The sequence below is a fragment of the Candidatus Poriferisodalis sp. genome (genome assembly GCF_965205175.1).
In the GTDB taxonomy this organism is placed as follows: domain Bacteria; phylum Actinomycetota; class Acidimicrobiia; order Acidimicrobiales; family Poriferisodalaceae; genus Poriferisodalis.
This window is the reverse complement of the sequence record NZ_OZ242038.1, coordinates 2,416,082-2,440,295: the sequence shown is the minus strand read 5'-3', so window position 1 is coordinate 2,440,295 and position 24,214 is coordinate 2,416,082. Positions and strand designations below refer to the sequence as shown.

At 68.1% G+C, this 24,214-nt stretch carries 15 protein-coding genes; 9 read left to right on the top strand and 6 right to left on the bottom strand.

What is annotated here, in order from left to right; genetic code table 11:
* The first annotated feature begins 29 nt into the window (after positions 1 to 29).
* Together pheS and pheT are read left to right on the top strand one after the other, a co-directional pair.
* Positions 30 to 1,073 (top strand): phenylalanine--tRNA ligase subunit alpha, encoded by a 1,044-nt coding sequence (gene pheS / locus ACOGI4_RS10460; protein ID WP_419843131.1) that lies wholly within the window; start codon positions 30 to 32, stop codon positions 1,071 to 1,073.
* Positions 1,074 to 1,200: 127 nt separating this feature from the next.
* Positions 1,201 to 3,729 carry a phenylalanine--tRNA ligase subunit beta gene (gene pheT, locus ACOGI4_RS10455; protein ID WP_419841611.1) on the top strand — a complete coding sequence of 843 codons (2,529 nt, stop codon included), beginning with the start codon at positions 1,201 to 1,203 and terminating at the stop codon, positions 3,727 to 3,729.
* Between the two features lie 90 nt (positions 3,730 to 3,819).
* Here pheT and ACOGI4_RS10450 read toward each other — a convergent pair whose 3' ends face one another.
* A complete protein-coding gene (locus ACOGI4_RS10450) occupies positions 3,820 to 4,743 on the bottom strand; it encodes a D-isomer specific 2-hydroxyacid dehydrogenase family protein (RefSeq protein WP_419841610.1) in 924 nt (307 codons plus the stop codon).
* On the bottom strand, positions 4,740 to 7,931 hold the full coding sequence (locus ACOGI4_RS10445; protein ID WP_419841609.1) for a cytochrome P450: 3,192 nt from the start codon (positions 7,929 to 7,931) through the stop codon (positions 4,740 to 4,742). Before ACOGI4_RS10445 ends, ACOGI4_RS10450 begins: the two co-directional genes overlap by 4 nt.
* A 360-nt stretch (positions 7,932 to 8,291) precedes the next feature.
* Here ACOGI4_RS10445 and ACOGI4_RS10440 point away from each other — a divergent pair, with 360 nt between their 5' ends.
* From ACOGI4_RS10440 to ACOGI4_RS10425, 4 genes are all read left to right on the top strand, one after another.
* Entirely contained in the window at positions 8,292 to 8,723 is a 432-nt protein-coding gene (locus ACOGI4_RS10440) for a DUF983 domain-containing protein (protein ID WP_419841608.1), read from the top strand.
* 356 nt (positions 8,724 to 9,079) lie between these two features.
* Entirely contained in the window at positions 9,080 to 9,223 is a 144-nt protein-coding gene (locus ACOGI4_RS10435) for a hypothetical protein (RefSeq protein WP_419841607.1), read from the top strand.
* Complete coding sequence (locus ACOGI4_RS10430) at positions 9,220 to 10,002, top strand: DUF192 domain-containing protein (RefSeq protein WP_419841606.1); 783 nt, start codon at positions 9,220 to 9,222, stop codon at positions 10,000 to 10,002. Before ACOGI4_RS10435 ends, ACOGI4_RS10430 begins: the two co-directional genes overlap by 4 nt.
* Positions 10,003 to 10,197: 195 nt before the next feature.
* Positions 10,198 to 10,854 (top strand): GOLPH3/VPS74 family protein, encoded by a 657-nt coding sequence (locus tag ACOGI4_RS10425; RefSeq protein ID WP_419841605.1) that lies wholly within the window; start codon positions 10,198 to 10,200, stop codon positions 10,852 to 10,854.
* 196 nt (positions 10,855 to 11,050) lie between these two features.
* On the opposite strand, the gene ACOGI4_RS10420 is transcribed toward ACOGI4_RS10425, so the two are convergent.
* Positions 11,051 to 11,902 carry a hypothetical protein gene (locus ACOGI4_RS10420; protein WP_419841604.1) on the bottom strand — a complete coding sequence of 284 codons (852 nt, stop codon included), beginning with the start codon at positions 11,900 to 11,902 and terminating at the stop codon, positions 11,051 to 11,053.
* A 914-nt stretch (positions 11,903 to 12,816) separates the two neighbouring features.
* Between ACOGI4_RS10420 and ACOGI4_RS10415 the strand changes: the two genes are divergently transcribed.
* The gene (locus ACOGI4_RS10415) at positions 12,817 to 14,415 is read left to right on the top strand and encodes a DUF222 domain-containing protein (protein WP_419841603.1); all 1,599 of its coding nucleotides are present in this window, start codon (positions 12,817 to 12,819) and stop codon (positions 14,413 to 14,415) included.
* Positions 14,416 to 14,700: 285 nt separating this feature from the next.
* Here the strand turns inward: ACOGI4_RS10415 and ACOGI4_RS10410 are convergent, their stop codons facing one another.
* The 3 genes from ACOGI4_RS10410 to ACOGI4_RS10400 form a co-directional block, all read right to left on the bottom strand.
* Positions 14,701 to 17,130 carry a hypothetical protein gene (locus tag ACOGI4_RS10410; protein ID WP_419841602.1) on the bottom strand — a complete coding sequence of 810 codons (2,430 nt, stop codon included), beginning with the start codon at positions 17,128 to 17,130 and terminating at the stop codon, positions 14,701 to 14,703.
* Between the two features lie 857 nt (positions 17,131 to 17,987).
* Positions 17,988 to 18,803: a nitroreductase family protein gene (locus ACOGI4_RS10405; RefSeq protein WP_419841601.1), complete on the bottom strand. Its 816-nt coding sequence runs from the start codon at positions 18,801 to 18,803 to the stop codon at positions 17,988 to 17,990.
* 347 nt (positions 18,804 to 19,150) lie between these two features.
* Complete coding sequence (locus ACOGI4_RS10400; protein ID WP_419841600.1) at positions 19,151 to 21,175, bottom strand: RCC1 domain-containing protein; 2,025 nt, start codon at positions 21,173 to 21,175, stop codon at positions 19,151 to 19,153.
* A 1,231-nt stretch (positions 21,176 to 22,406) separates the two neighbouring features.
* Between ACOGI4_RS10400 and merB the strand changes: the two genes are divergently transcribed.
* Both merB and ACOGI4_RS10390 read left to right on the top strand, forming a co-directional pair.
* Positions 22,407 to 23,123, top strand: coding sequence for an organomercurial lyase (gene merB, locus ACOGI4_RS10395; RefSeq protein ID WP_419841599.1), 717 nt, complete (start codon positions 22,407 to 22,409; stop codon positions 23,121 to 23,123).
* Positions 23,124 to 23,129: 6 nt separating this feature from the next.
* Positions 23,130 to 23,777, top strand: coding sequence for a hypothetical protein (locus ACOGI4_RS10390; RefSeq protein ID WP_419841598.1), 648 nt, complete (start codon positions 23,130 to 23,132; stop codon positions 23,775 to 23,777).
* Positions 23,778 to 24,214 lie beyond the last annotated feature (437 nt).

The following is a 24,214-nucleotide window of genomic DNA, read 5'->3' as shown; positions in this document are numbered from 1 at the left end:
AGCCCGCTGTCGAGGCTTCCGGCGCCACGCTGCTCGCCGAGATCGAGGCGGCGCGTGGTGCAGGGCTGGCTGCAGTAGCGGCGGCTGCCGGCGTCGAGGAGCTGGCACAGGTGGAGTCGACGCTGTTCGGGCGCAAGTCCTCGCTGGGACACATCAAGCAGACGCTGGGCTCGATTCCTGCGCAGCAGCGAGCTACCGTCGGGCGGGCGCTCCATGAGGCACAGCAGGCGTTGCGCGCAGCCCATGCGCGAGCAGCCGAGCAGCTCACCTGCGCTGCACGCAGCGTGCAGCTGCAGCGCGAGTGGATGGACCTCACCGAGATTCCGACGGGCCCCCAGCGCGGTCACCTGCATGTGGTCACCCAGACCACCGAACGGCTCGAAGACGTGTTCGTGGGCATGGGATTCACGGTCTCCGAGGGTCCCCAAGCCGAGTCCGACTGGTACAACTTCGAAGCCCTGAACCTGCCGGTCGCACATCCCGCTCGTTCCATGTGGGACACGCTCTACCTGGACATGGGCGCATCCGACATGGGGGCGTCCGGTGTGCTGTTGCGCACCCACACCTCACCGGTGCAGATCCGGGTCATGGAGGCACAGCCGCCGCCGATCTACACCGTCTGCCCGGGGCGGGTGTTCCGGCGCGACACCGCAGATGCCAGCCACATGCCGGTCTTCCACCAGATCGAAGGTCTCGTCGTGGACCGGGGCATCTCCTTCACCGACTTGGCGGGCACGCTTGAGGAGTTCACCTCGGCGTACTTCGGCACGTCCATCTCCTCCCGGCTGCGACCTTCGTACTTCCCCTTCACTGAGCCCTCAGCCGAGTTCGACATCAGCTGCGGCCTGTGCGACGGCTCGGGCTGTCAGACCTGCGCGCGCACCGGCTGGATCGAGCTGGGCGGCTGCGGCATGGTGCATCCCAACGTGCTGGTCAACTGCGGCATCGACGCCGAGGAATGGACCGGGTTCGCCTTCGGCTTCGGCATCGACCGCCTGGCGCTGATGCGCCACAGCATCGACGACCTGCGGGAGATGTACACCAACGACCTCCGTTTCCTGCGGCAGTTCTGATGGCAGGCCCGATGGCAACACTGATGGCAGGCCTGACGGCAACACCGACGGCAGGTCTGACGGCGCGCCGCGCGGACGTGCGTATCGAACGAATCGAACGAGACGAGCGAACCCGAGGCCGAGCCAGATGAAGGTGCTGCTGAGCTGGCTGCGCGAGTTCGCGTCCATCGAGGGCGAACCGGACGAGCTGGCGGATCACCTCAGCGATCTCGGCATGGCCGTGGAAGAGATGCGCCTGCTGCCGAGGCTCGACGGGGTCGTGGTGGCCCGCGTCGCCGGTCTGCGGCCCCACCCCGACGCGGACCGCATCCAGCTGGTCGACGTCGAGCTTCCGAGTGCCGATGGCGCGGGCGCTGATAGGGCCAGCACCGGCGGAGCGCTGCAAGTGTGCTGCGGGGCCTTCAACATGGCCGTCGGCGATCTGATACCGCTCGCCACGCTCGGCACCACCATGCCCGGCGGTCTGGAGATCGGCAGGCGCCGCATGCGCGGCGAGGTCTCCGAGGGGATGTGCTGCTCCGCAGCCGAGCTGGGGCTCGGCGCAGATGCAGACGGCATCATGGTCCTGCCGAGCGACATGGAACTCGGTGCTCCGCTCATGTCCCAGCTGGGGCTGGCAGGCGACGTGCTGTACGACCTGGAGGTGAACCCGAACCGACCCGACGCCATGTCGGTGGCCGGTGTGGCCCGCGATCTCGCAGCACGGCTCGGTGCGCCGTTTCGGATTCCGCAGCCCACCGTGGTCGAGTCCGGCCACGACATCGGCGCCGTTGCTTCGGCGGAGATCATCGACCGGGAGCTCTGCGGCAGATTCGGCGTTCGTGTCGTCAGCGAGGTGTCCGTCGGCGAGTCGCCGCTGTGGATGCAGGCTCGCCTCGCCCTGTGCGGCATGCGTCCGATCAACTCCGTCGTGGACGTCTCGAACTACGTGATGCTCGAGCTGGGCACGCCGAACCACACCTATGACCTGGGGAGGGTTCCCGCTGGACATCTCGCGACCCGTCGCAGCACTGGTGGCGAACGTCTGGTGACGTTGGACGGCGTCGAACGCGACATGCAACCAGGTGACGGCCTCATCGTCGATCGCGATGACCGGCCGATCGGCATCGCCGGCGTGATGGGCGGCGAGAGCACGGAGATCAGCACCGAGACTTCTGCCGTGCTCGTCGAGCTCGCGTCGTGGGACCGCCTGTCGATCACCCGCACCTCGCAGCGTCTCGGCCTGCGCTCGGAAGCCTCCATGCGATTCGAGCGAGGCACCGACTACGAGCTGGTGCCGGTCGCCTTGGATCGGTTCTGCGAGCTGCTGGACGCCGCAACCCCCGGCGGTGTGTCGGTGCGCCGCGGCCGACTCGACGTGCGTGGCGAGCTTGCTGCGCCTGCTCGTGTACGCGTGCGCCCGGGTCGCATCAGCCACCTGCTGGGGCGGTCATTCGCCGCCGCAGAGCTGAGCGGGCTGCTCGATCCCATCGGATTTGGCTGTGCTGTGGCCGGCACTGTTGCGGCCGAGCGCGATGCCGCAGGGCTCGACGGTGTGCCCAGCGACGCACTCGACGTCGCGTTGGACGTCACCGTTCCCAGCTTTCGGCCCGATGTCGTCACCGAGACGGATGTGGCCGAGGAAGTCGCACGCCACTACGGCTACGGCAGGCTCGGACGCACGGTCCCGCGTTCGCCCGCGCCGGGCAGGCTGACGCCGGCTCAGCACCTGCGCCGCGACCTGCGTCGCGTCGTCGTCGGGGCCGGGGCGAGCGAGGCCATGCCCAATCCATTCTTGGCGCCCGACGCGCTGCGTCGCGCCGGCATGGAGAACGCCGAGCCGACCAAGGCCGAGCCGATCAGGCTGCTGAACCCGCTCGCGGCCGAGGAATCGGTGTTGCGCCCGTCACTGCGTCCCGGTCTGCTCGCTGCCGCCGCCTACAACGGCGCTCACCGCAACGATGCTGTGTGCCTGTTCGAGCTGGGCGTGGTGTTCGCTCGGCCTCCCGTTGACGTGCCGTCTGACGCACCCGCATCCGTCGATGCGATCTCCGCGGGTGCTGCTACGGGGGCATTGCCGGTCGAGACCGAGCAGCTGGGCGTCATCTGGGCCGACAGCGGTGCTGCAGCCGCAGTGCAGCTGTGGCATCTGATCGAAACGGCCTACGGTCTCGACGGCTCGCTCGCCAATGCACGCGATCTCCCGGGCATGCACCCTGCGCGCGCGGCTCGCGTCCTGATCGCCGGGCAGGCCGTGGGCGTGGTGGGCGAGATCGACCCGGCCGTGTGCGATCGCCACGGTCTCGGGCAGCGCTGCGCTTGGCTGGAGCTCGACGTCACGCAGCTGCTCGCAGCCGCAGCCGCGGCGGCGCACCGTCCCTATCGGCTGGTCTCGACCTACCCGTCCAGCGACATCGACCTGGCGTTCGCCGTGCCGGATCACGTGCCGGCATCGGCGGTCAGCGATTCGCTGCGCGCCACCGGCAGCCCGCAGGTGCGATCGGTGGCTCTCTTCGACGTCTACCGGGGCGACCAGATGCCCCCCGGCACCCGCTCGCTGGCGTATCGGCTCCGGCTGCAGGCCGACGACCGCACGCTGACCGACGATCACGTGGCCGAGGTGCGCCGGCGCTGCATCGACGCCGTCGAACGCGAACACGGCGCCCAGCTCCGCTAGCTTCCGGCGAGCCAGCTAGCTTCCGACGAGCCGTCGTTGAGTAGCCAAGCTGTCGTTCAGTAGCGAAACCGACTCAGTAGCCAAACCGGGTCAGTAGCCCAGCTCGACGAAGACCGGACCGATCAGCGGTTCGCCGGCGATCCTGCGTGCCACGTTCGCAGCGACGCGGTCGGCGAGCAGTGCCAAGCCCATCTCAGGCGTGTTGGCGATGTGCGGCGTGATCAGGCAGTTGGGGAGCGTCCACAGCGGATGGCCCTGCGGCAGCGGCTCGGGGTCGGTGACATCCAGTGCTGCGCCGCCGATCTGGCCCGAACGCAGCGCCGTCACCAAGTCGTCGGTGACGATGTGACCGCCCCGTGCCACGTTCACCACCCAAGCGTGCGCCGGCAGTGCTGCCAGCTCCGCAGCGCCGACGATCCCGGCAGTGTCGGGGGTGAGCGCCAGCGCCAGCACCAGCACGTCCGTGCCCGCCAGCACCTCCGCCAGCGCAGCGGGGCCTACCACCCGCGCCGCGCCCTCCATGGGCTGCGGCCGATTGCGCAGCACGGTCACGCTGGCGCCGAACGGTGCCAGCAGCCGCAGCAGCGATTCCGCGATGCCGCCGCCGCCGAGCACCGTCACCGATGCGCCGAGCAGATTGCGCCCTTGCGGCGTGCTCCACCGGTCGGTGCGGGCGTAGGCGGCCATGCCGCGCAAACCCGCCAGCGTCAGCATCAGCGCATGCTCGGCCACAGGTTCCGCGTAGACGCCCTTGCCGCAGTACCACTCGATTGACGGCCGCGCGGTCACGATGTCCGCCACCGGCTCGATCCCGGCGTAGGGGAGCTGCACCCAGTCGATGCCGCCGTGGGCGTCCACGAAGTCTCCGATCAGGTGTGCCTGGGCGGGCTCGGCCCACACCAGCCCGGTGGCCTGCTCGGGCGCGCTCAGCGTGCCTCCGCCTCGCACGACAGCGTCGGCGAGCGCAGGCCGCCTCCAGCAGTCGGGCGCCACCGCAACCAGCGACCGCGTCATGTCACGTCGTGCGGCTTGCCCACCCTGGAGGTGAGGCGTTCGCGGCGGCCGCGGATGAGCCTCCACGTGACGCGTTCGTGCCTGGGGGAGATGCCCATCGCCTGACGGATGACGCGTTCGTCCACGTCCTCAGGTGCCGGCGTGAAGCCGATCGCGGTAGCCATGCGCACCCCGTTGCGCGCGAAGAACGACGAGGCGATGCGCTCGAACTGAGCCAGCACTTCCATCTCGGGTTCCAGTTCGCTGATCACCGAGCAAAGGTAGGCGAAGTTCTTGATGAACAGCATCAGCTCCTTGGGTATGCGTGCGCCGTTGGCCAGCAGTCCCGAGATGAGCGCTCTGAACTCTGCAGTGAACTCCGCCTCGCTGAGCTCCAAGGGGTCGAAGTCGGGCCGGTCGAGGCGCAGCTCTTCGATGACCCGCTGGGGATCGCTGCCGGGTCCGAATGCGCCCAGTTCGATCATCCCCGCGATCTGCGCTTGCAGGTCGCCGGTGAGCAGGCCGACCACGTAGCGCAGGAACGCCACACGCTTGGGTCCTTCGAGGCGTCCGGTGATGCCGAAGTCGACCAGTCCGATGACCGGCGGCTGGCCAGGCGGCGTGCCTTCGGTGTCGATGAACACGTTGCCGGCGTGGAAGTCGCCGTGGAACACGCCCGTCATGCATGCGCCGTGGAGCAGCGCGTCGTTCATCTGGCGGAAGAGCGCAGCCGCATCGCCCTCGCCGAGGTCCTCGGGCTGCAGCTCGCTGAGCGGACGACCTGCCACCGGGCTCATCACGATCACCCGCTCGGTCACGCCGTCAAGCACCGGTTCGGGCACCTGCCAGCGGCCAGTGGCGACCGAGCGCAGCGCCCTGCGCACCTCGAAGAGGTTCGCGACCTCCACTCGAAAGTCGAGCTCTTCGGAGATCGTCTCGGCGAAGAGCTCCACCAGCGCCGGCGGGTTTGCCAGCGCAGCGATCGGAATGCGGCCCACCAGCTTCGGCGCGATCCACGCCAGCACAGCGAGATCGCGTTCGACGCTCCTGCGGATGTCGGGCCGCTGCACCTTGACCACGACCTGCGTGCCGTCGGCCAGCCGAGCTTTGTGTACTTGGGCGATCGACGCGGCTGCGGTGGCCACAGCGTCGAACTGGGCAAAGCGTTCGTCGATCGGGCCCAGCTCTGCCTCCACCACGCCGCGGACTGCCGGCCACGGTGCCGCGGGCACCTGATCACGACACAGCCGGCATTCGGCCACCAGCGCGTCGGGGAAGACGCCCTCGCCCGCAGCGATGAGCTGTGCCAGCTTGATGTAGGCAGGTCCCAGCTTGGTCGCTGCCAGCCGCAGTCGCCGATAGGTCTGCTCCCGACGCTGTTCGGGGTCGAGCCGCCGGTCCAGCATCCGGCCGGCGTACACCGCCCAGCCGATGCGTGCCGCGGTGACGACCAGCCTTCCCAGCGGCGGAAATCGCGGCCGCTCCACGAGCGCCGGCACGCCTGCAGCGATGGCTCGCCGCAGCGGCGCCACCTCCGCAAGGTAGCGGTCCTGGGGGGCCGAGGTTCCGACATCGATATGCGTGTCGGCGGGCGGCAAGGTGCCGGCTTCCACGCGCCCTCCCGGCGATGGTGCGGTCGCCGGCGTTGTCGTGTTCCCAGGCGCGTGCAGGTTCCCAGGCGCGTGCAGCCGCAGTCGCATGCGCGACGGGCCCCAGATGCCCATCGAGAGCGGCTTCCATTGGACCGGTTCGGCCAGCTCGAAGCGCTCCACCCGCTCGACGAAGGCGCGCAGAGCCTCTTGCAGTTCCGCCCGCGCCAAGAACGCGCCCAGGCAGTGGTGTGCGCCGCTGCCGAAGCTGAGGTGCGGATGCTCGCGCGTCACCGTCGGATCGAACTCGTACGGGTCTGGGGCCGACGGGTCCGGGCTTGGCGGTGCCGGGCCTGAAGACGCTTGGCCTGAAGACGCTTGGCCCGAAGACGCTGGTGCCGACACGTCGGTTGCGTGCGCTGGGCAGCTTCCGCTCAGGCTGGCGGCGTGCAATCCGATCATGACGACCGTGCCGGCTGGGAACAGCAGACCGTCCACCACGACGTCGGCAGTGGTGATGCGCATAGCGGTGCGCACGGCGCCGATGTAGCGAAGCGACTCTTCGACGTAGGCGGGGATCTGTTCGGGATCGGCTCGCAGCGCTGCGTAGCGCTCTGGCCTGTCCGCCAGCACCGCGAGCATCGCACCGAGCTGATTGCGGGTGGTGTCGGCGCCTGCGATCAGCAACGCTTCGACCATGCCGATGAGTTCGTCACCGCTCAGCCGGTCGCCTTCGTCGCTCGCGTCGATCCATTCGGTCAGCAGGTCGTCGGCGGGTTCGCGGCGTCGGCGCTCGATCAGGTCGACGACGTAGGCACCGAGTTCGGCTCGGGCTGTGGCGATGTCGCCGAGCTTGGCCAACACCGCTTCGGCGTCGCCGTCGAACAGCCCGAAGATGGTCTCGGCCCAGCGGCCGAACTGACCCCAGTCATCGTCGGTCACGCCGAGCAGGCGGCAGATCACCGGCACCGGATACGGATCGCACAGTTCCGAGACGACTTCGCCGTCGCCTTCGGTCACCATCGGGTCGATCAGGTGCCCAGCGTGGGAGGCCATGAACGGCCGCAGGCGGTCGGCTGCAGCCGGCGTGAACGAGGGGCCGAAGAGCCGACGCAGACGGCGGTGATCGTCACCTTCCATCGCCAGCACGTTCGGCCGTGCCTGCATGGCCTCGCCGTTGCTGCCGTTGCTGCTGCCGGCGGCAGGTGTGTCGCCACGGACTCGCGACATGAGTGCGTTCACGTCCATCGCAGCCTGCTGCCGGCCGTCCAGCATGGCGATGCCCGCGAGCACCGAGATCCAGGTGGGGTCGCGCAGGATCGTGCGGGCTTGGCGGTAGCCGTGAACGAACAGCCCGAACGGTGTGCGCACGACCCAGTCGCCGGTGCGGTTCAGCTCTCGGCTCATCGCCACCAAGTCGGCAAACTCGCCGATGGCGAAGTCCGCGAACGGCACCGCGCCCTCGTCATCGACCGAACGCATCGCCTCGTGCTGCGGTCCGGGCGCCCTGGCTGAGGCTTCGCTGGAGGTCTTGGCGGGTGCCGTCGTCGGTCTCGTCTTGGGTTCGGTAGCGGAGTTCGTCGTCGGTTCGGTCGTGGGGGTCGTGGTGCTGTCGCTCACGGGACCTATCTCACCATGAGGACCCGTTCATTCCACCGCGCGAGGTCGACACAGGTCGACACAGGTCGACACGCGTCGGTCGTCACGGCACGCGAATCGACCTGCGGTTCGGACTCGGGACCGACGGGACTCTGCATTACGGCTGTCGTCACGGCACGCGAATCGACCTGCGGTTCGGTCTGCGCAGTGGTGTCGCAGCAGCGTGGTGCCACGACGACGCTGTGCCACGACAGGCTTGGCGCAGGTCGGTCGTTGCTACGGGACTGCGCGTGAGGGCGCTGCGTGCGAGACTCGGCGTCAAGCCGCGCCGAACGCTGCGCGGGTCAGCCGTCGCGACAGACTGCGCCGGTGCGAGTCTTGATGCGCGGTCTGACGTTGGCGTGTCCGGCGTGCGGCGGGCGAGGCCTGTTCACGTCGCCCATGTTGCGCATTCGTGAGCGGTGCCCGACCTGTGGACTGCGCTTCGAACGTATCGAGGGTCACTGGCTCGGCGCGGTCGCACTCAACACCGTTGCCAGCGCAGCGGCGGTGCTGTTGTCCGTGGTCATCGCCATGCTGGTGTTCGGGACCGACACTGGGCTCCGCACGTTGCTCGCTGTGGCGCTGCCAGTCGGCGTGGTGTCGCCCGTGCTGTTCGATCCGTTCTCCAGAACGCTGTGGACGGCGACGGACATGTTGTTGCGCCCGCTCACGTCGAGCGACTTCGAGGAGCGCCCGCCATCCGACAGCAGCGTCGGCAGCCGTGCCCACCGCAGTCGCGATGCCGGCGCTCATAACCGACGGGGACCTTGACGCGCGCGGCGATCTGGACGTGCTGTTGCGCACCGACAGGTTCGGTTCCGACAGGTTCGGTTCCGACAGGTTCGGTTCGGACGGGCTTGGTTCGGACGGGCTTGGTTTCGCCGGCTCGGTTCAGACGGGCTCTGCCAAGTCAACGCAAGTCCACGTCGGCGCAGGCAAACTGTGTCGCAGGCAAGCTCAGGCAAACTGCCGAGACGTCTCCACAGCGCGCTCCCCGACATCCCCGACATGGACACCCCCACCGCCCGCGTAGAACTCGCCGAACGGCTCACAGCGTCCGCCGACAACATCCATGTCGCATACTTGCTGCGGTCAGCCAACGGCAGGGGCGAACGGACACGCAAGACATGACCGAAGTTGCAGCAGCTCGCACCCTCACAGCGTCGATCCTCGAGCGCCCCGGCACACACGACCGCATCCTCGCGGCGCCACTCATCGCAGCAGGCTGCTTCGCAGGCTCGGCCATCGTCGCCATGCTGCACAGGCGGTGACTGCCGCTGTGAGTTCGTCGCGCCGACGCGCTCGCCGCTGGGCAGCGCCGCTCGCTGCGGCGGTGTTGGCGCTCGCGGGCTGTTCTGTGGAGGAGTCCACTCGCGGCGGCGGACTCGTCCCGCCTCAGGCGGCAGCGGCCGCGTCGCCCGCGACCGTCGTCATCACCACCGCGCTCGAGCCGCCGTTGGATGTAGACGACTCGTGGTTCGATGCAGACGACTCGCCGTTCGATGACCCGCTGCTGGATACGGACGGCGTGGAGTGGCTCGATCCCGACGCGGCGACCACGTGGCCCGCGCCGGACCGGGTGCGCGACCCGCTGGCGCATGCACTGCATGTGCTGGAGGCAGCGACGCCGCCGGACGGCTTCGGCGAAGGCACGTTGATCGTGGAAGGTCCCCAGGGGGCGCTGTTGTGGCCGATCATCATCGCTGACACGCCCGAGGCACAGCGGCAGGGACTGATGGGCGTGGAGGACTTCTCTGCGCTGGGCGGGTACGCCGCCATGGCGTTCGTGTACGACAGCGACACCACCGGCGCGTTCTGGATGCGCGACACGCCGCTGCCGTTGCAGATCACGTTCTTCGATGCCGCCGGCGCCTACGTGTCGACTGCGGACATGGAACCGTGCATGCCGCCGACGCCCGACGCTGAATGCGAGCGCTACAGCTCCGACGGTCCGTATCGCATCGCCATCGAGCATCCGGTTGACCCGGCATTCGACATCGGCCTTGACGACGCTGATCGGGTCGAGATTATTGCCGGCGATGGCGGGTGATGAGCGGGCTGCCCGGGATGCGCGGCCTGCCGCCGGGCGGTGTGGCTCACACTGCTGGCCCGGCTCGCACTGCTGGCCCGGCTGACACTGCTGGACCGGCCGGCATCGGATCGCGTCGCTGTCAACTACGCTGCGAAGCAGCCGCTGCGGCGCAGGCGATGCGCCACTGGACATGACGAGAGTCGGATCGGAACCATGCTGAGATTCGCCGAAGAAATCCTGCTCCTGCTGCTGCGAGACGACGACGGCAAGCTGATACACGTTCCCGAGCGCACGTTGGATCGGGTCATCGCGGGCGCCGTGCTGATGGACCTGGCGATGGAGAATCGCATCGACACCGATCTTGAGAACCTCATGCTCATCGACTCCGCGCCGATCGGCGACGGGCTGCTGGACCCCACGCTGGCTCACATCGCCGAGCAACAGGGGGAGGGAGATGCTCGCTACTGGGTGGAGCACGTGGCGTCACGAGCCGAAGCCATCCGCGAGGAGGCATTTGCCCGCTTGGTGGACCGGGGGATTCTGGAGCGCAAGGACGACCGTCATCTGTGGGTGTTCCGCTCTCGCCGCTACCCGATGATCGACGGCAAGGCCGAGCGCGAGGTCAAGCTGCGCATCATGGGCGTGCTGTTCAGCGACGAGATCCCCAGCCCGCGTGACATTGTCATCATCGCGCTGGCCGATGCGTGCGGGATCTTCGGGGAGCTGCTGTCCAAGTCTGAGCTCGAGCAGGCGAGACCCCGCATCGAGCAGGTGCGCAAGCTGGACCTGATCGGCCAAGCCATGACACAGGCGATCCGCGACATCGAGATGTGGCTGGCCAGCGCCACCGCCGGCCGCTTCATGATGTAGCGGCTCCGCGGGTGCCGGCGGGCGGCGAGCCCAGCGCCCGCAGTAATCGGCCCAGTGGCGTGAACCGGCCACAGCTAACGCCCGATATGGCGGCGCGGATGTTTCTGCCGACGAGGCTCAGTTGGTGTTGCGCCGCTACTCCGCTTTTTCTCCGCCCTTTTGCGCACGCGAGATCCTTGAGCCAGCGTGCTTGGCTTCACGGATCCGCACGCTCGCTTACCGGATAGAAATAGTAATATAGATCCCAGTAGCCGTAGTCGTCATTCGACCAGTAGTCGTAGATGCTGTTGGGCTCATCTTCGTCTTCATATCTCATCGGCTCATCACTGCGGTATTCGTATTCGTATTTGTATTCGTCAATGCTGTATCGCTTCGGCGGCTCAAACTTGGGCACGTGGTGATTGACACGGTCATCTTCTTCGTCGTCGTGCCAGTCTTGGTCCTCTTCGTCTCTGTCGTGCCACGCGGAGGTTCCGCTACCGTGGCCGCATCGAGATGCATCACCGGTTCCATAGCCGCTGCGGATCGCGTCACCATTCCCATCGCCAGCTCGGATAGCGTCACCATCGCCGCTGTCGCTGCGGGTCGCATCGCCGTCGCCGCTGCCGCGGCGGATTGCATTTCCGTTGCCGGCTCCTTCTCGAAAGGAATTTCCCTCGCCAGCTCCGTCTCGAATAGCGGCTCCGTATCCACCGTGACTGCGTATGGAATGGCCGTACCCTTGCCCGGTGCGGAATGCGCTTCCGCAACCATTACCGCGCCTGATCGCGTGTCCGTTGCCGGTGCCATCTCGAATCGCGCGTCCATCGCCATTGCCGTCGCGGATTGCGGTGCCGCGGCCGCTGCCGGTCAACACGACAGTAGCTAACCCGTCGCCGCGAACTTCGAGGTTGTTGCTCTCATCGTGAGAAAGGTCGAGGCTGAGGCACCTGGAGGATGCGTTCCACCTGACGCCCGGTGGTAGCGGTGCCGTCGGACCGTGAACGCTGATCTCGACGCTGTAGGTCTGGTCGGCCCAGCACACGCCGTTGACGATCTGATCGGTCACTATCGGATTTCGACGCTGTAGGTCTGGACGGCCCAGTAAAGCGTCGCCTTGGCCCAGTAAACGTTGCCTGCTCCGATGTCGAGTGTATCTGCCGACGCGTATGAGTCGGTCGATCCGTCTGCAGAATCGATAGCGGATCGTTCGGTCAAGTGCGACATCGATTCGGTATAGGCATGAGTATGTGCCATGTTCGCGGCGGGTCTAGTGGGTCAGTTGGCTAGTATCGTTGCTGCTTGTTGGACAGCGTAGACGGCTGAGTTGAGTCCGGACTCCCTCCGTTGGCCGGCTGCCCAATTTGGTTTGGTTGCTGGCTGCCTAGTTTGGTTGGTGGTCAGTTCAGCAATGCAGCATTGAGCGGTGTTGCGCCGCCGGGCGACGTCGGCCAAGCCGGCGCTTGCGCGCCGAAAAGCGTATCGCACCCCTTGTCTAGGGTTGCTGCTGTGACTGGGGACCGCTCCACCGACAGCATGAGCCTGCGAAACGGTGCTGGGTCTAGCGGCTCCGTCGGTGCCGAACGGCTGCACAGGCCGCCCGCCGGGTGCGTGTCGGGGAGTGTGTCACACCTTCCGCTTATGTTCACGCTCATGGCCGGTGCCAGCGTCGACCCCTGCATCAACGACAACGACGACCACGGCAGCGCTGCGCGCTCGGTTGTTTCTGATGGTGCTGCCGGTGCCGAACGACTGCGCAGGCCGGCGGGCGGTCGCACGCCAGCGGGTGTGTCACAGCCCTTGTCTATGTTCATGCGTATGGCTGATGCTGGCGCCTGCGGCGATGTTTGCGGTAGCGATGTGGGCGCGGCTGTTGGGTCGGTGGCGTCTGGTGGTGGCTCCGTCGGTGTCGGGCGGGTGTGCGAGCCGGTCGACGGTGGCGTGTCGGTGAGCGTGTCACACCCCTTCACTACGGTTGCTGCTATGTCGATCAGTGAGGCAAACGCGAACCCCGTTATCAGCGGGCGGCGTGACGGCGGCCGGTTTCATGTCAGCGGTGCTGTGGGTGGTGTGGCTGTGAGCGAGCGGATTGTCCAGGGCGCGCCTGGTGTGTTGTCTGCTGCGTGGCTGGGGGTGGACGTGCCGGCGTTGGATGCCGACGGTCTGCGGTTGCGGCTGGTGGAGATCGGTCGCGCGGAGTCGCAGCTGGCCGTCGCCAAGGCAGACGCTCTGAACGCTCTGGCCGCGCGTGAGGGCGAGGCCGCGGCGGGCCACACTGCGGCGCAAGCGTTGTCGGTGTCGGGTCGTGCGGCGCGCAGCCACGTGAGGACGGCTGCGGCGCTCAGCGAGCTGGCGGCGACCCGTGAGGGTCTGTTGACGGGCTCCGTGCCAGCAGGGCATGCCCAGCTGATCGCTCGAGCCGCGGGCGACGCACCGGTCGATGAACAGTTCTTGGTTGAGCGTGCCGAGCGGCAGAGTCATGACGAGTTCCGCCGCACCGTGGCGTGTCATGTCGCTGAGCGCAGCGGCGACGACGGCGCTTCGCTGCTGGAACGGCAGCGTCGGCAGCGTTCGGCGCAGGTGTTCACCAGCCGCGACACGGGCATGACCGTGCTGAACGGCCAGTTCGACCCGATCAGCGGGGCGCGCATCGCCGCAGCAGTTGACGCCGCGACGAACCGCCTGTTGCGCGATGAAGACCCCAAGGCACGCTCGACGCCCGCGCAGCGCACCGCTGACGCCATCGCAACGCTGCTGTGCGAGCCGGACACGTCGCGGCCCGCGGGCACCTCGCTGGTGCTCGTCGCCGACTACGACACCCTCAATCAGCAGCTCGCCAACGCGCGGCTAGCGAACGGCACCCCCGTGCCCATCGGCGAGATCGCGAAGCTCGCCGTAGACGCCGGGATACTGCCCATGATCTTTGACACAGCATCTGGCGACTTGCGGATGGGCAGACGCCGCCGCAGCGCCAGCGAGCTGCAGCGCAGCGCGCTGGCCGTGCGCGACCAGGGCTGCGTCGGCTGCGGTGCCGCTCCGGAGCTGTGCAGAGCGCATCACATCGTGGAATGGCAGCACGGCGGACACACTGATCTCGACAACCTCGTGTCGGTGTGCCATCACTGCCACCACCACAAGATTCACCACGACGGCTTCACCGTCCAACAAGACCCGACAACAGGCCGCTACCACCTGCGACCACCCGACAGGCTCTCACCAGGCACAGCGCCACCCACCAGACGGACATCGCCAGCAGGACGGACATCGCCAGCGGGACGGACGTCACCAGCAGGTCCGAAGGCCCAGCAGCCCCTATCCGGTCAACTTGCGGCCACGCGGCCTGCGTCATCGCTGTCAGCGACGAGCAGAGCAGCGCAACCGCAGCGAGGCACAGCACCGACCGGCGAGGCGTCTCCAGGTGAGTTTCCGCCACGCTGGCCGCCCGAACAATCGCCTGCCGGTGCCGAGACCCCACCACCGCCAGGTGAGTTTCCGCCACGCCAGCCGCCCGAACAATCCGCAGCCGACATCGGTGCTGCCGCCGACACTTCGAGCGCAACTACTCGGGCATCGCCTCGATGAAGATGAGGCCGCGGGGCGGCTGACTGGCCGGCCGAGACCCCGACAGCGTCAGAGCCGGGCTGCGCGCAAGAGGCTCTCGTCATTGTCAGCGGTGCGTCGCGCTCGCCGAAAGATGCTGGCAGTCTCGCTGAGGCTCGTGACGAGTTGCCTGTCTGCTTCGGTGTCCGATGAGGTTGAGCCGGAGGTTGAGCTGGAGGTTGCGCCATCAGCGGACGCACAGGCGCTGGCCTTGCTACCGTAGCATAACCGGCGGCCGCTGGCCGGCCAGCGCTGCTGCGGCTGGGTTCAGGGCAGTTCGGCGGCGCGATTGTCTGGAGATTTCCTCCAGTTCAGATTGCGGCGGACACTGATGGCTTCGCCGTTGCCGCGATGCTGCGCTGCTCCGAGGCCGTCGCCGGCAGCTATCGCCTTGCCATGACCGGATCCGTCGCGTAGAGCATTGCCGTCGCCGTCACCGCGTCGTACCGAATCACCGTCGCCAGGTCCGTCGCGCACGGCGTTGCCGTCACCGTCGCCCAAGCGCAGCGCCATACCGTCACCCGAGTCGACGCGGATGGCATCGCCCTTGCCCGTGCCCGCGCGAACAGCGTTGCCTCCGCCGTCACCGCTTCGGAGCGCGTTGCCGTCACCGGCATGCTCCCACGTCCAGATTGGTTCATTGGCCGCGTCCTGGCGATGCACCCTGGGGAAGCTGCTGCCGCTCTTGGTCGCATTGCCGAAGCCGTCTCCGCTACGCGCCGCATCGCCTTGGCCTGCGCCCACTCGGACTGCGTCGCCGCGGCCGATCCCGTCGCGGATGGCATCGCCGCTGCCTGCGCCGCCGCAGAGTGCGTCACCGCCGCCGGCACCGCTGCGTTCCGCGTTGCCGGTACCGCTATTGAAGGTGAGTCCGTCGCGTATGGCGTTGCCGTTGCCGCCATCTCGCCGGATCGCGTTGCCGTTGCCGTCGCCGTGCCGCAGCGCCATGCCGTCGCCCGCGCCGACGCGTAAGGCATCGCCGTCACCGTCACCGACGCGTTCCGCGGATCCCTCGCCGTCGCCGCGGCGTATGGCGTCTCCGTTCCCGCCCTTTCCGTAGTGGATTGCGTCGCGGTCGCTGAAGCGACTTGCGTTCCCGCGTCCAGCGCCTTCACGAACGGCATTGCCGTCGCCTGCACCTCGGCGGACCGCGCTGCCGTCGCCGTCGCCCTTGCGGATGGCATCACCGTCGTTGTCGCTGCTGAGGATCGCATGGCCGTTGCCCTTGCCGTCGCGGACCGCGTTGCCGTTGCAGTTGCCGTCGCCGTGCCGCAGCGCCATGCCGTCGCCGTCACCCTCGCGTATGGCGTCGCCGTCACCGTCACCAATGCGCTCTGCGTTCCCCTTGCCGTCGCCACGGCGAATCGCATCGCCCGTGCTGCCTAGGCCGTTATGGACTTCATCGCGGTAGCAGTAGCGCCCCGCGTGCCCGTCGCCGCTGCCTTCGCGGATTGCAGTGCCCGCGCCCGCGCCTCGACGGGTCGCATTGCCGTTCCCGTCGCCATCGCGGGTGGCGTCTCCGTCGGCGTCGCCGCTGCGGAGGGCGTTTCCCTCGCCGTCGCCGCGTCGAATGGCGTTGCCGTCACCGGCGCCGTCGCGAGTTGCGTCGCCCTTGCCGTCGCCGTGCCGCAGCGCCATGCCCTTGCCTGCGCCGAGACGCACCGCGTCACCGATGCCGTTGCTCAGGTCCAAGCTGGTGAGCCCGCCCGTCCGCACGGCGTCCCCGTCCCCGTCACCCTCGCGAACAGCCTTGCCGTTGCCGTCGCCGCTTCGCAGAGCCGATCCTCGACCTGCGCCGCTGCGGCTTGCGCTGCCGGCGCCGTCACCGCGTCGTATGGCATCCCCACCCCCGTCGTCTTCGCGATAGGCATCGCCATGTCCGTCGCCTTGGCGAACCGCTGCGCCAGAGCCGCTGCCGCTGCGGATTGCATGGCCGTGGCCTTCACCGGCGCGATATGCGTTGCCGTCTCCGTCGCCCGAGCGTTCGGCGTTGCCCGTGCCGTCGCCGCCGCGCCCGGCCGTGCCGTCGCCGGTGTCGCTGCGGATCGCATGGCCCGTGCCGTATCCCCACCGCTGCGCAAAGCCGTCGCCGGCGTCGGAACGGACGGCGTCGCCATCGCCGTCGCCATCACGAAACGCGTGGCCGTCTCCGGCGCCGGAACGGTAGGCACCGCCATTGCCTCCGCCATCGCGAATCGCGTTGCCGTCACCGTCACCGCCGCGCGCTGCCTGGCCCTCGCCGTCGCCGCCGCGTGCCGCATGGCCAGTGCCTTCACCCATGACGAGGCAGTGGGCGAGTCCGGCGCTCAGCACTACCAAGTTGCGAGTCTCGCCAGGCGGCACTTTGAGGACCAAGAACCGTTTCGACGCATACCACGTGACTCCGTCTGGCAGTGGCCGTGTCGGGCCGTCGGCATCTACCTCGACGCATATCGACGACGGGTCTTGCGCAAGCCCCTTGGAAGTCAGATCGGGCTGCAGTTCATGGGCCGTCAGGACCTCAGCGTCCAGCTCGCTCAGCCAGCCGTAGGTCTCGGGCGCCAACAGCGGTTCGGCGGCATCGGCGGTGGCACGTATGCCGGAGCGTCTGCTGCTGCCTTCGGCGCCGTGTGCTGCTCGCCGTGACGGTGGTGCAGCCGTCGGGACCACGGGTGTTGGTCGCTGACGGCGGCGGAAACCGAACCGACTTCTTGCCATGCTTCCAACCTACAGAGGCACCCAATTTGGCCCGCTAGGCCCGTTGTCCCGGTAGGCCCGGTTGGCTCGGCTCGGCTCGACCCGGTTAGACCCAGTTCGTCCGGCTCGGCCCGGCTCGCTGACCGTCACGGCGACGCTGCCAAGCCGAGGGATTGGTCTGGCTTGGTCCGGCTGGCTGTGGGTCTGGTTTGGTCGGGCTCGCGCGGACGTTCGACTCTTGGCGTGCTTCGGTCGGTGCTTACTCGGTGCTTGCTCTGGGTCTGGTTCGGTCCGGTCTGGTTTGGTCTGATTTGGTCTGGGCTGGCTTGGTCTGGTTTGGTCTGGCTGGCTCGGCTTGGTCCGGCTGGCTGTGGGTCTGGTTTGGTCGGGCTCGCGCGGACGTTCGACTCTTGGCGTGCTTCGGTCGGTGCTTACTCGGTGCTTGCTCTGGGTCTGGTTCGGTCCGGTCTGGTTTGGTCTGGCTGGCTCGGCTTGGTCCGATTTGCTGTGGGTCTGGTTTGGTCGGGCTCGCGCGGACGTTCGACTCTTGGTGTGCTTCGTTCGGTGCTTGCTCGGGGCTGGTTTGGTTTGGGCTGGCTCGACCCGGTTCGGCCCGGCTCGCTGACTGTCACGGCGACGCTGCCAAGTCGAGGGTTTGGTCCGGCTTGGTTTGGTGTGGCTCAGTCCGGCTGGCTCGGCTTGGTCCGGCTTGCTGTGGGTCTGGTTTGGTCGGGTTGGCTCGGCTTGGTCCGATTTGCTGTGGGTCTGGTTTGGTCGGGCTCGCGCAGTCTTCGTGCGCATCGCCCTGGCGGACTGCGGCTTGCTTTCGGTCGGGCTCGCGCTGGGTCCGACTCGGTCTGACTCGGTTCGGCTGCGCGCTACCGACTCGCAGCGTCGGGTGCGGTCGCGATCTCGCTTTGTGCTTCACTCTCGCTCGCGGTCTCGCTCTCGGTCTGCATTTCATCCTCGGTCGCGGTCTCGCTCTCGCGGTACATGGCGTCGCGGCGGGACTCGCTGATGTAGAGCTGCACGGCGTCGTCGAGCGGCGTGCGTGTTGCATCCCAGCGTCCCCAGTGGATGAGCGCATCGAGGGGATGGCGATAACGCGACTGCGCGCGTCGGTGCGGCCAGCCGATGGGCACGGTGGCGATGGGCGCCAACGGCTCTGGCACACAGAGCAGCGAGCGCAGTTCTCGAGCGGTCGTGTCCTCGCCGCCACCGCTCAGCCACGCAGTCGTCAGGCCATACGCAGCCGCCGCCAAGTGCATGTTCTGCGCCGCAGCCCCGACGGATGCCAGCAGGATCTTGTCGTTGTTGGCGGCGTACTCGTCGCGCCAGCCGTCGTGGTCGCTGACCGGATAGGAGTCGACCCATCGTGGATCGCAGAACAGCAGCACGATGGCCAGCGAGTTGTGCAGCCAGTGCTTCTTGTGGACATGCGGAAAGCCCCGGCAGTGTTCGACCAACCGGTCGGCTTGTCGCACGAACACCTCCGACACCGCCACGACATCGGTGCGCTCCGCTGCGATCACAAAGTGCCACGGCTGCGTGTTGGCACCCGACGGCGCCCAGCGACCTGCCTCGCAGATGCCACGCAGCACCTCGAAGGGCAGCGGCGCGGTCGGCGGCTCGAAGCTGCGCACCGACCGGCGCAGCCGGATCACCTCCATCAGCGACGCATAGCGCTCGGCCATCAGGTCAGCAGCCTGGCCAGCAGTCCGGCCAGCCGCAAGGCCTGCAGTCGGGCCGGCCGTAGGGCCAGTAGCTGGACCTACGGCCGGGCTATCGCCGCACTGCATCTACATCGGTATCCGCATCGGCATCTGCGCCTGCGTCTGCATCTGTGTCGGTATCGGCATCTATGTCTGCACAGGCATGCCTGCAAGCTAGTGCTGGCGCCTTGCAGGCCAAGTTCATTGCCCCAAGTTCGTTGCCGCGATGCCGCGTCGGCGCGTTCTCTCGCGATGCTCAGCGAGGCGCGGGCACCCCCGCTCTGTCGGCGCGAGACACGCCGACGCAGCCGCAGCAAGCAGCGGAAGCGCTATGCGGGCGGGGTGGTCTTGCCCCAGCTGTCGCTGCCCCAGCAGGCGATGGCGTGGTTGTCGCGTCGGACTCCGCAGGAGTGGTTGGGGCCGACCGCAATGGAGGCGAACTGGTGGCCAGGAGGGTTGCTTCTGCCCAAATCGTAGTTGCCCCAGCAGGTGACGGTGTGGTCGGTGCGGATCGCGCAGGCGTTGTAGTCGCCGACTGATACGGCCCGGTAGGTGCCCTCGGGCACGAAGCGCAGGACTTGGTGCCAGGAATAGCTGCTGCCTAGGTGTCGACGCGTGTCGCCCCAGCAGGCGAGGGTGCCGTCGGTGCGGACTGCGCACGCAGCGCCGGTGCCGACCGACAGGTCGGTGAAGGTGCCTGTGGGCGGGTCGGCGATGCGCCAAGGGCCTTCGTGGTGGTCGCCCCAGCAGGCGAGGGTGCCGTCGGTGCGGATCCCGCAGGCCCACTGGTAGCCGATCGACACCGCCGTGAACTTGCCGGCAGCGCTGATCGATCTGCCGCGTCGGGTGTCGTCCCAGCATTCCACCGTGCCGCTGAGGCGCAGTCCGCAAGTCATGTAGTAGCGCACCGGTTTGGTGTTGGCCCAGTTGGCGATAGCGACGAAGCCGCCTGCCGGTGTGTCGGCTTTTCCTTTTCGTCTGTCTCCCCAGCACTCCACGCTGCCGTCGTCACGCAGTCCGCACGCGGAGTGCATGCCCACGGAGATCCGCGCGAATGTGCCCTCGGGCGCGTCGGTTTCCCCTTTGAAGTTTCGGCCCCAGCACACCACCGTGCCGTTGTTGCGCAGACCGCACGTATGGCCTTCTCCCACACCGACAGCGGCAAACCCGGTCGTCGGTGTCGTCGGCCTGCCATCGGTCTCGTCAGGCGTCTCGTCAGGCGTCTCGTCAGGCGACGTGCCCGACTCCTCGTTTGGGTCACGCTCAGCATCGTCGTTGTGGATCGTGCCGGTGGCGTCAAGCTTGCGGCCTCCGCCTGCGAAGATGACGCGGCTGTCGTCGGACTTGAGCCTCTTGAGGCGCAACACGAACGTCTCGTCCGGCTCCGGCTTGCTGTCACCGATGATGCCGACAGTGACCGTCTGGTAGAGGTCCCAGCCGGTCGCATTGGCGGCAAACTCGATGCGTCGCTTGGTGAATCCGACGTAATCGCCCTCTGCGTCCGGGCTGTCCGGCGTCGCCGTGCTGTCGCGCAACGACACCGCCGCTGCTCGCAGACGTACTGCGTGACTCGGTGAGCCGCTCAGCCTGACGTCGAATTCCATCTCGGCAAAACCGGTGTCGCCCTCGGTGATTCTGGCATCGCTAATGGAGATCGTCAGCTTCTCTGGCTCAAGCTTCCCTGGCTCGGTTTGTGCTGGTTGTGCTGGCGCGGTGGTCGTCGTGGCGACGGGAGTGGTGGTCGTAGTGGGTGTGGTCGTAGTCGTCGTTGTCGTCGTGGTGGGCGGCGAGGTCGTGGTGGTGGTTGTCGTAGTCGTGGTGGTGGGCGGCGTAGTCGTCGTCGTGGTAGTAGAGGTTGTGGTAGTGGAGGTTGTGGTCGCTGGGCTGTCTTGTTGTCGCTGCGCTTGGGCTTGTTGTCGCTGCGCTTGGGGCGCGGCGGCGACCTTGAACTTGGCTGATGCGGAGCTGCCCCAGCGATTGCAGTCGTTGGAGTAGGCGTACACGTTCACTTGGTGCCGGCCGCTGCCTGTCAGGTCCAGCGTCAGGCCGCTGCCCGGATAGGGCACGCCGTGTTGGGCGACCGTGTCACCGCTGCTGTCGTACACATACACCCAGTAGTGCGAGGTGGCGCAGCTCGCCTTGTTTGCCTTGTTGCGCTTCTTGCGGGGCTCGTCGCCGCGTGTCCACTCCAGCGACACGCCGCCGTCACGGGCTGTTGTGGTCAGCTCCACCGAGGCGTCCACCGACACCGCAGTCTCCTGCGCCGCAGCAGCAGCGGGCGGCACGATTGCCGCCGTGCCTGCCAGCAGCGCCGACACCACTACACCACGCAGCAGCCTCACACCAGCCTTCATCACATTCAGCCCTTCTGTCATTGCACGCAATCACGCGCGGGAGGTTTACTCACAGGGCCACAGGGCCACAGGGCCACAGGGCCACAGGGCCACAGGGCCACAGGGCCACAGGGCCACAGGGCCACAGGGCCACAGGGCCACAGGGCCACAGGGCCACAGGGCCACAGGGCCACAGGGCCACAGGCAATATAGCACACGTTTCGGGTCAAGCGGTGGCAGGCTGCCGCGGAGTTTCTGTCGCCGAGCTTCCGGCTGCGCCGGCTGGTGAAGGCGCAGCCCTCTGGTGTGGTGTGCGGCCGGCACCGTGGGCGGTCGGTGTCGTTGGTGGCGGGCCTCGTGCGGAACGCAGCATCGCGAGCACCGAAGCTGACCGAAGCTGACGGTGCAGGGCCGGCACCGTGGGCGGTCGGCGTCGTCGGTGGCGGGCCTCGTGGGCAGCGCAGCATCGCGAGCGACGAAGCTGACAATGCGGCGGCCGGCACGCGCTCCGCCTGGCGCAGTCCGGCGCGGTCTCCACTTTGGGCGTAGCATCTGGGGCGCTGTATCTGACTGGGCCGCTGAGTGCTGAGTCCTCATGGGCTCTGGCTGGCCAGCCGCCCCAAGGATGGCATCGGCACACGCGGGCCGAGTCCTCACGGGCTCCGGCTGGCACGCGCCCCGGCTGGCGCAGTCTGGCGCGGTCTCCACTTCGGGCGCAGCAGCGGCCTCCAGCTCGGGCGTAGCATCTGGGATGCTGCATCTGGCTGGGCCGCTGAGTGCCAAGTCCTCATGGGCTCCGGCTGGCCAGCCGCCCAGGGATGGCATCGGCACACGCGGGCCGAGTCCTCATGGGCTCTGGCTGGCACGCGCCCCGGCTGGCGCAGTCGGGCGCGGTCTCCACTTCGGGCGCAGCAGCGGTCACCAGCTCGGGCGCAGCATCTGGGGCGCTGTATCTGGCTGGGCCATCGAGTGCTGAGTCCTCATGGACTCTGGCTGGCCAGCCGCCCAGGGATGGCATCGGCACACGCGGGCCGAGTCCTCACCGGCTCTGGCTGGCACGTGCCCCGGCTGGCGCAGTCGGGCGCGGTCTCCACTTCGGGCGCAGCAGCGGTTACCAGCTCGGGCGCAGCACCTGACCGCCAATTCCGAACAGGCGCCAGCTTGCAACAGGAACCAGCTAGCACAGGCCTCCGCTGGCACGAGCCCCGGCCAGCCGGTGCATCCCGGCGCGGACAACATCTAGGGTCGCGGCATGGCAGCCGACACCGCCGAACCAGCCGACACCGCCGAACCAACAGACCCAGCCCAGCTTCCGCTTCCCGAACTCGACGCGGCGTACGCCGCGATCATGGGACAGATCGTGGCCACCGGCGTTGCGCCTCACTATGCGGAGCTGGCTCGCACGCTCGGCATCCCCCCGCTGCGTGCCAAGGCAGTCGTCGCTCGCATCATGGACCTCACGCCGGGCTGGCTGCACCCGGGCACCGACTACATCGCGTCGTTCCCGCCGTTCAACAATCAGCCCACTCAGTACCGAGTCAGCGTCGCCGACGAGGTCCAAGGCGAGACCGAAGACGAGACCGCAGGTGAGGCCCAAGCCGAGGCTGTGACCCAAGACGAGGCTGGCGCCGAAGCCAACGGCGAGACCGGCGGCCAACTCGGTCACAAGACCGCCAGCCAGGCCGCCAGCCAGACCGACAGCCAGGCCGACAGCAAGACTGCCAGCCAGAGCGAAAGCAAGCTCACCGGCGGCCAGCGCTGGTTCGCCCAGTGCGGCTTCGAGGCGCTGGCGTGCCGCTGGCTGTTCCCGGGACGAACCGTGACGGTGGATGCGCCGTGCCTGCTCGGCGACGAGCCGCTGCGGATCGTGATGCGCGACGAGGAGCTGCTGCAGGTCGAGCCGCCCACGATGGTCGGCTACACCCGCAGCGTGGTCGGCGGCGACGCCGCTACCCGCCCGTTCCGCTGAGCGGGCATGAACCTCTTCCGGTCGGAAGAGCACGCCCGCCGCTGGGAGGAGTTCGACCCCCGCATGGCACACCTGCTGCGCCCGGTGCAGTGGTGGGCCGACACGTTCGGGCTGGAGATGTTTCGGGCGCGCGCCCGCAGCGACTTCATGTCGTGGATGACCGGGCCGGAGGCCGCCGCGTCGCTGGCTGAGCTGCGGGAGCGCATGGCGCCGCCCCGCCCCGACGTTTGGGCCACCACTGCGGCCGCGGCAGCGCTGAGCAACGTCGACATCAGCGTGGTCCAAGGGGCGTCCCCCGACGACCGCAGCGTCGAGCACCTGCTGCTGAGGGTGTGGCCGGCCTCGGTGCCGGTCGAGATCGCCCGCAGCTGGCGTGACACCGCCCGCTCCATGATCGTCGCCGTTCCCGCCGACCCGCTGCCGGAGGCGGACCCGCTCGCCTGGACCCAGACTCGACGCTCCGCGGTGCGCAACGCCCAGGCCGCCACCGGCTGGATCGCACGGGCCGACGTCGGTGTCGGAGATGTGCGCCTCACGCATCGTCTGGCACAGATGGGCTGGCGGGGCGAAGTCGCCGACCAGCCGGCTTGGACCGCGATGGAGCAATCTGCTCGAGCGGTCCTGAAGTGCCTCTCGCTGCGAGACTTGGCCTGACGGACGGTGGACACAAGCCATCTTGCCGCCGGTCCCAGCCGCCGCTCCTAGCCGCCGCTCCGGTCTGGTTCGCCGACTGGCTCCGCGCGACGGCAGTCCGCGGTGCCTGCCGGTCCGGCGGTCTCAGCGAAGAGGGCGGAGCGTGGGCGGGGGCCTCCGCGCGCAGTTTTGCGACGCCGGAAACCCCGAGCGTTCAGCAAATGCGTCGCAACTGTTTGAGCACGGAGGCCCCCGCCCACGCTCCGACCGGACGCGATCGCCACGGCGTCGGTCACCTTGTGTGTCGCAAGTTGTGTGTCGCAAGCGCCCGCTCACGCTGCGCCTAGACGCAGCATCGCTGCGGACGTCCAAGCTAGAGTTCTGCCTGTGCTTGGGAAGCTTCGGCTACGATCCGCCAGTGCCGGGCAGCAGCTGGCACACCACGTGAAGGGAGCTGG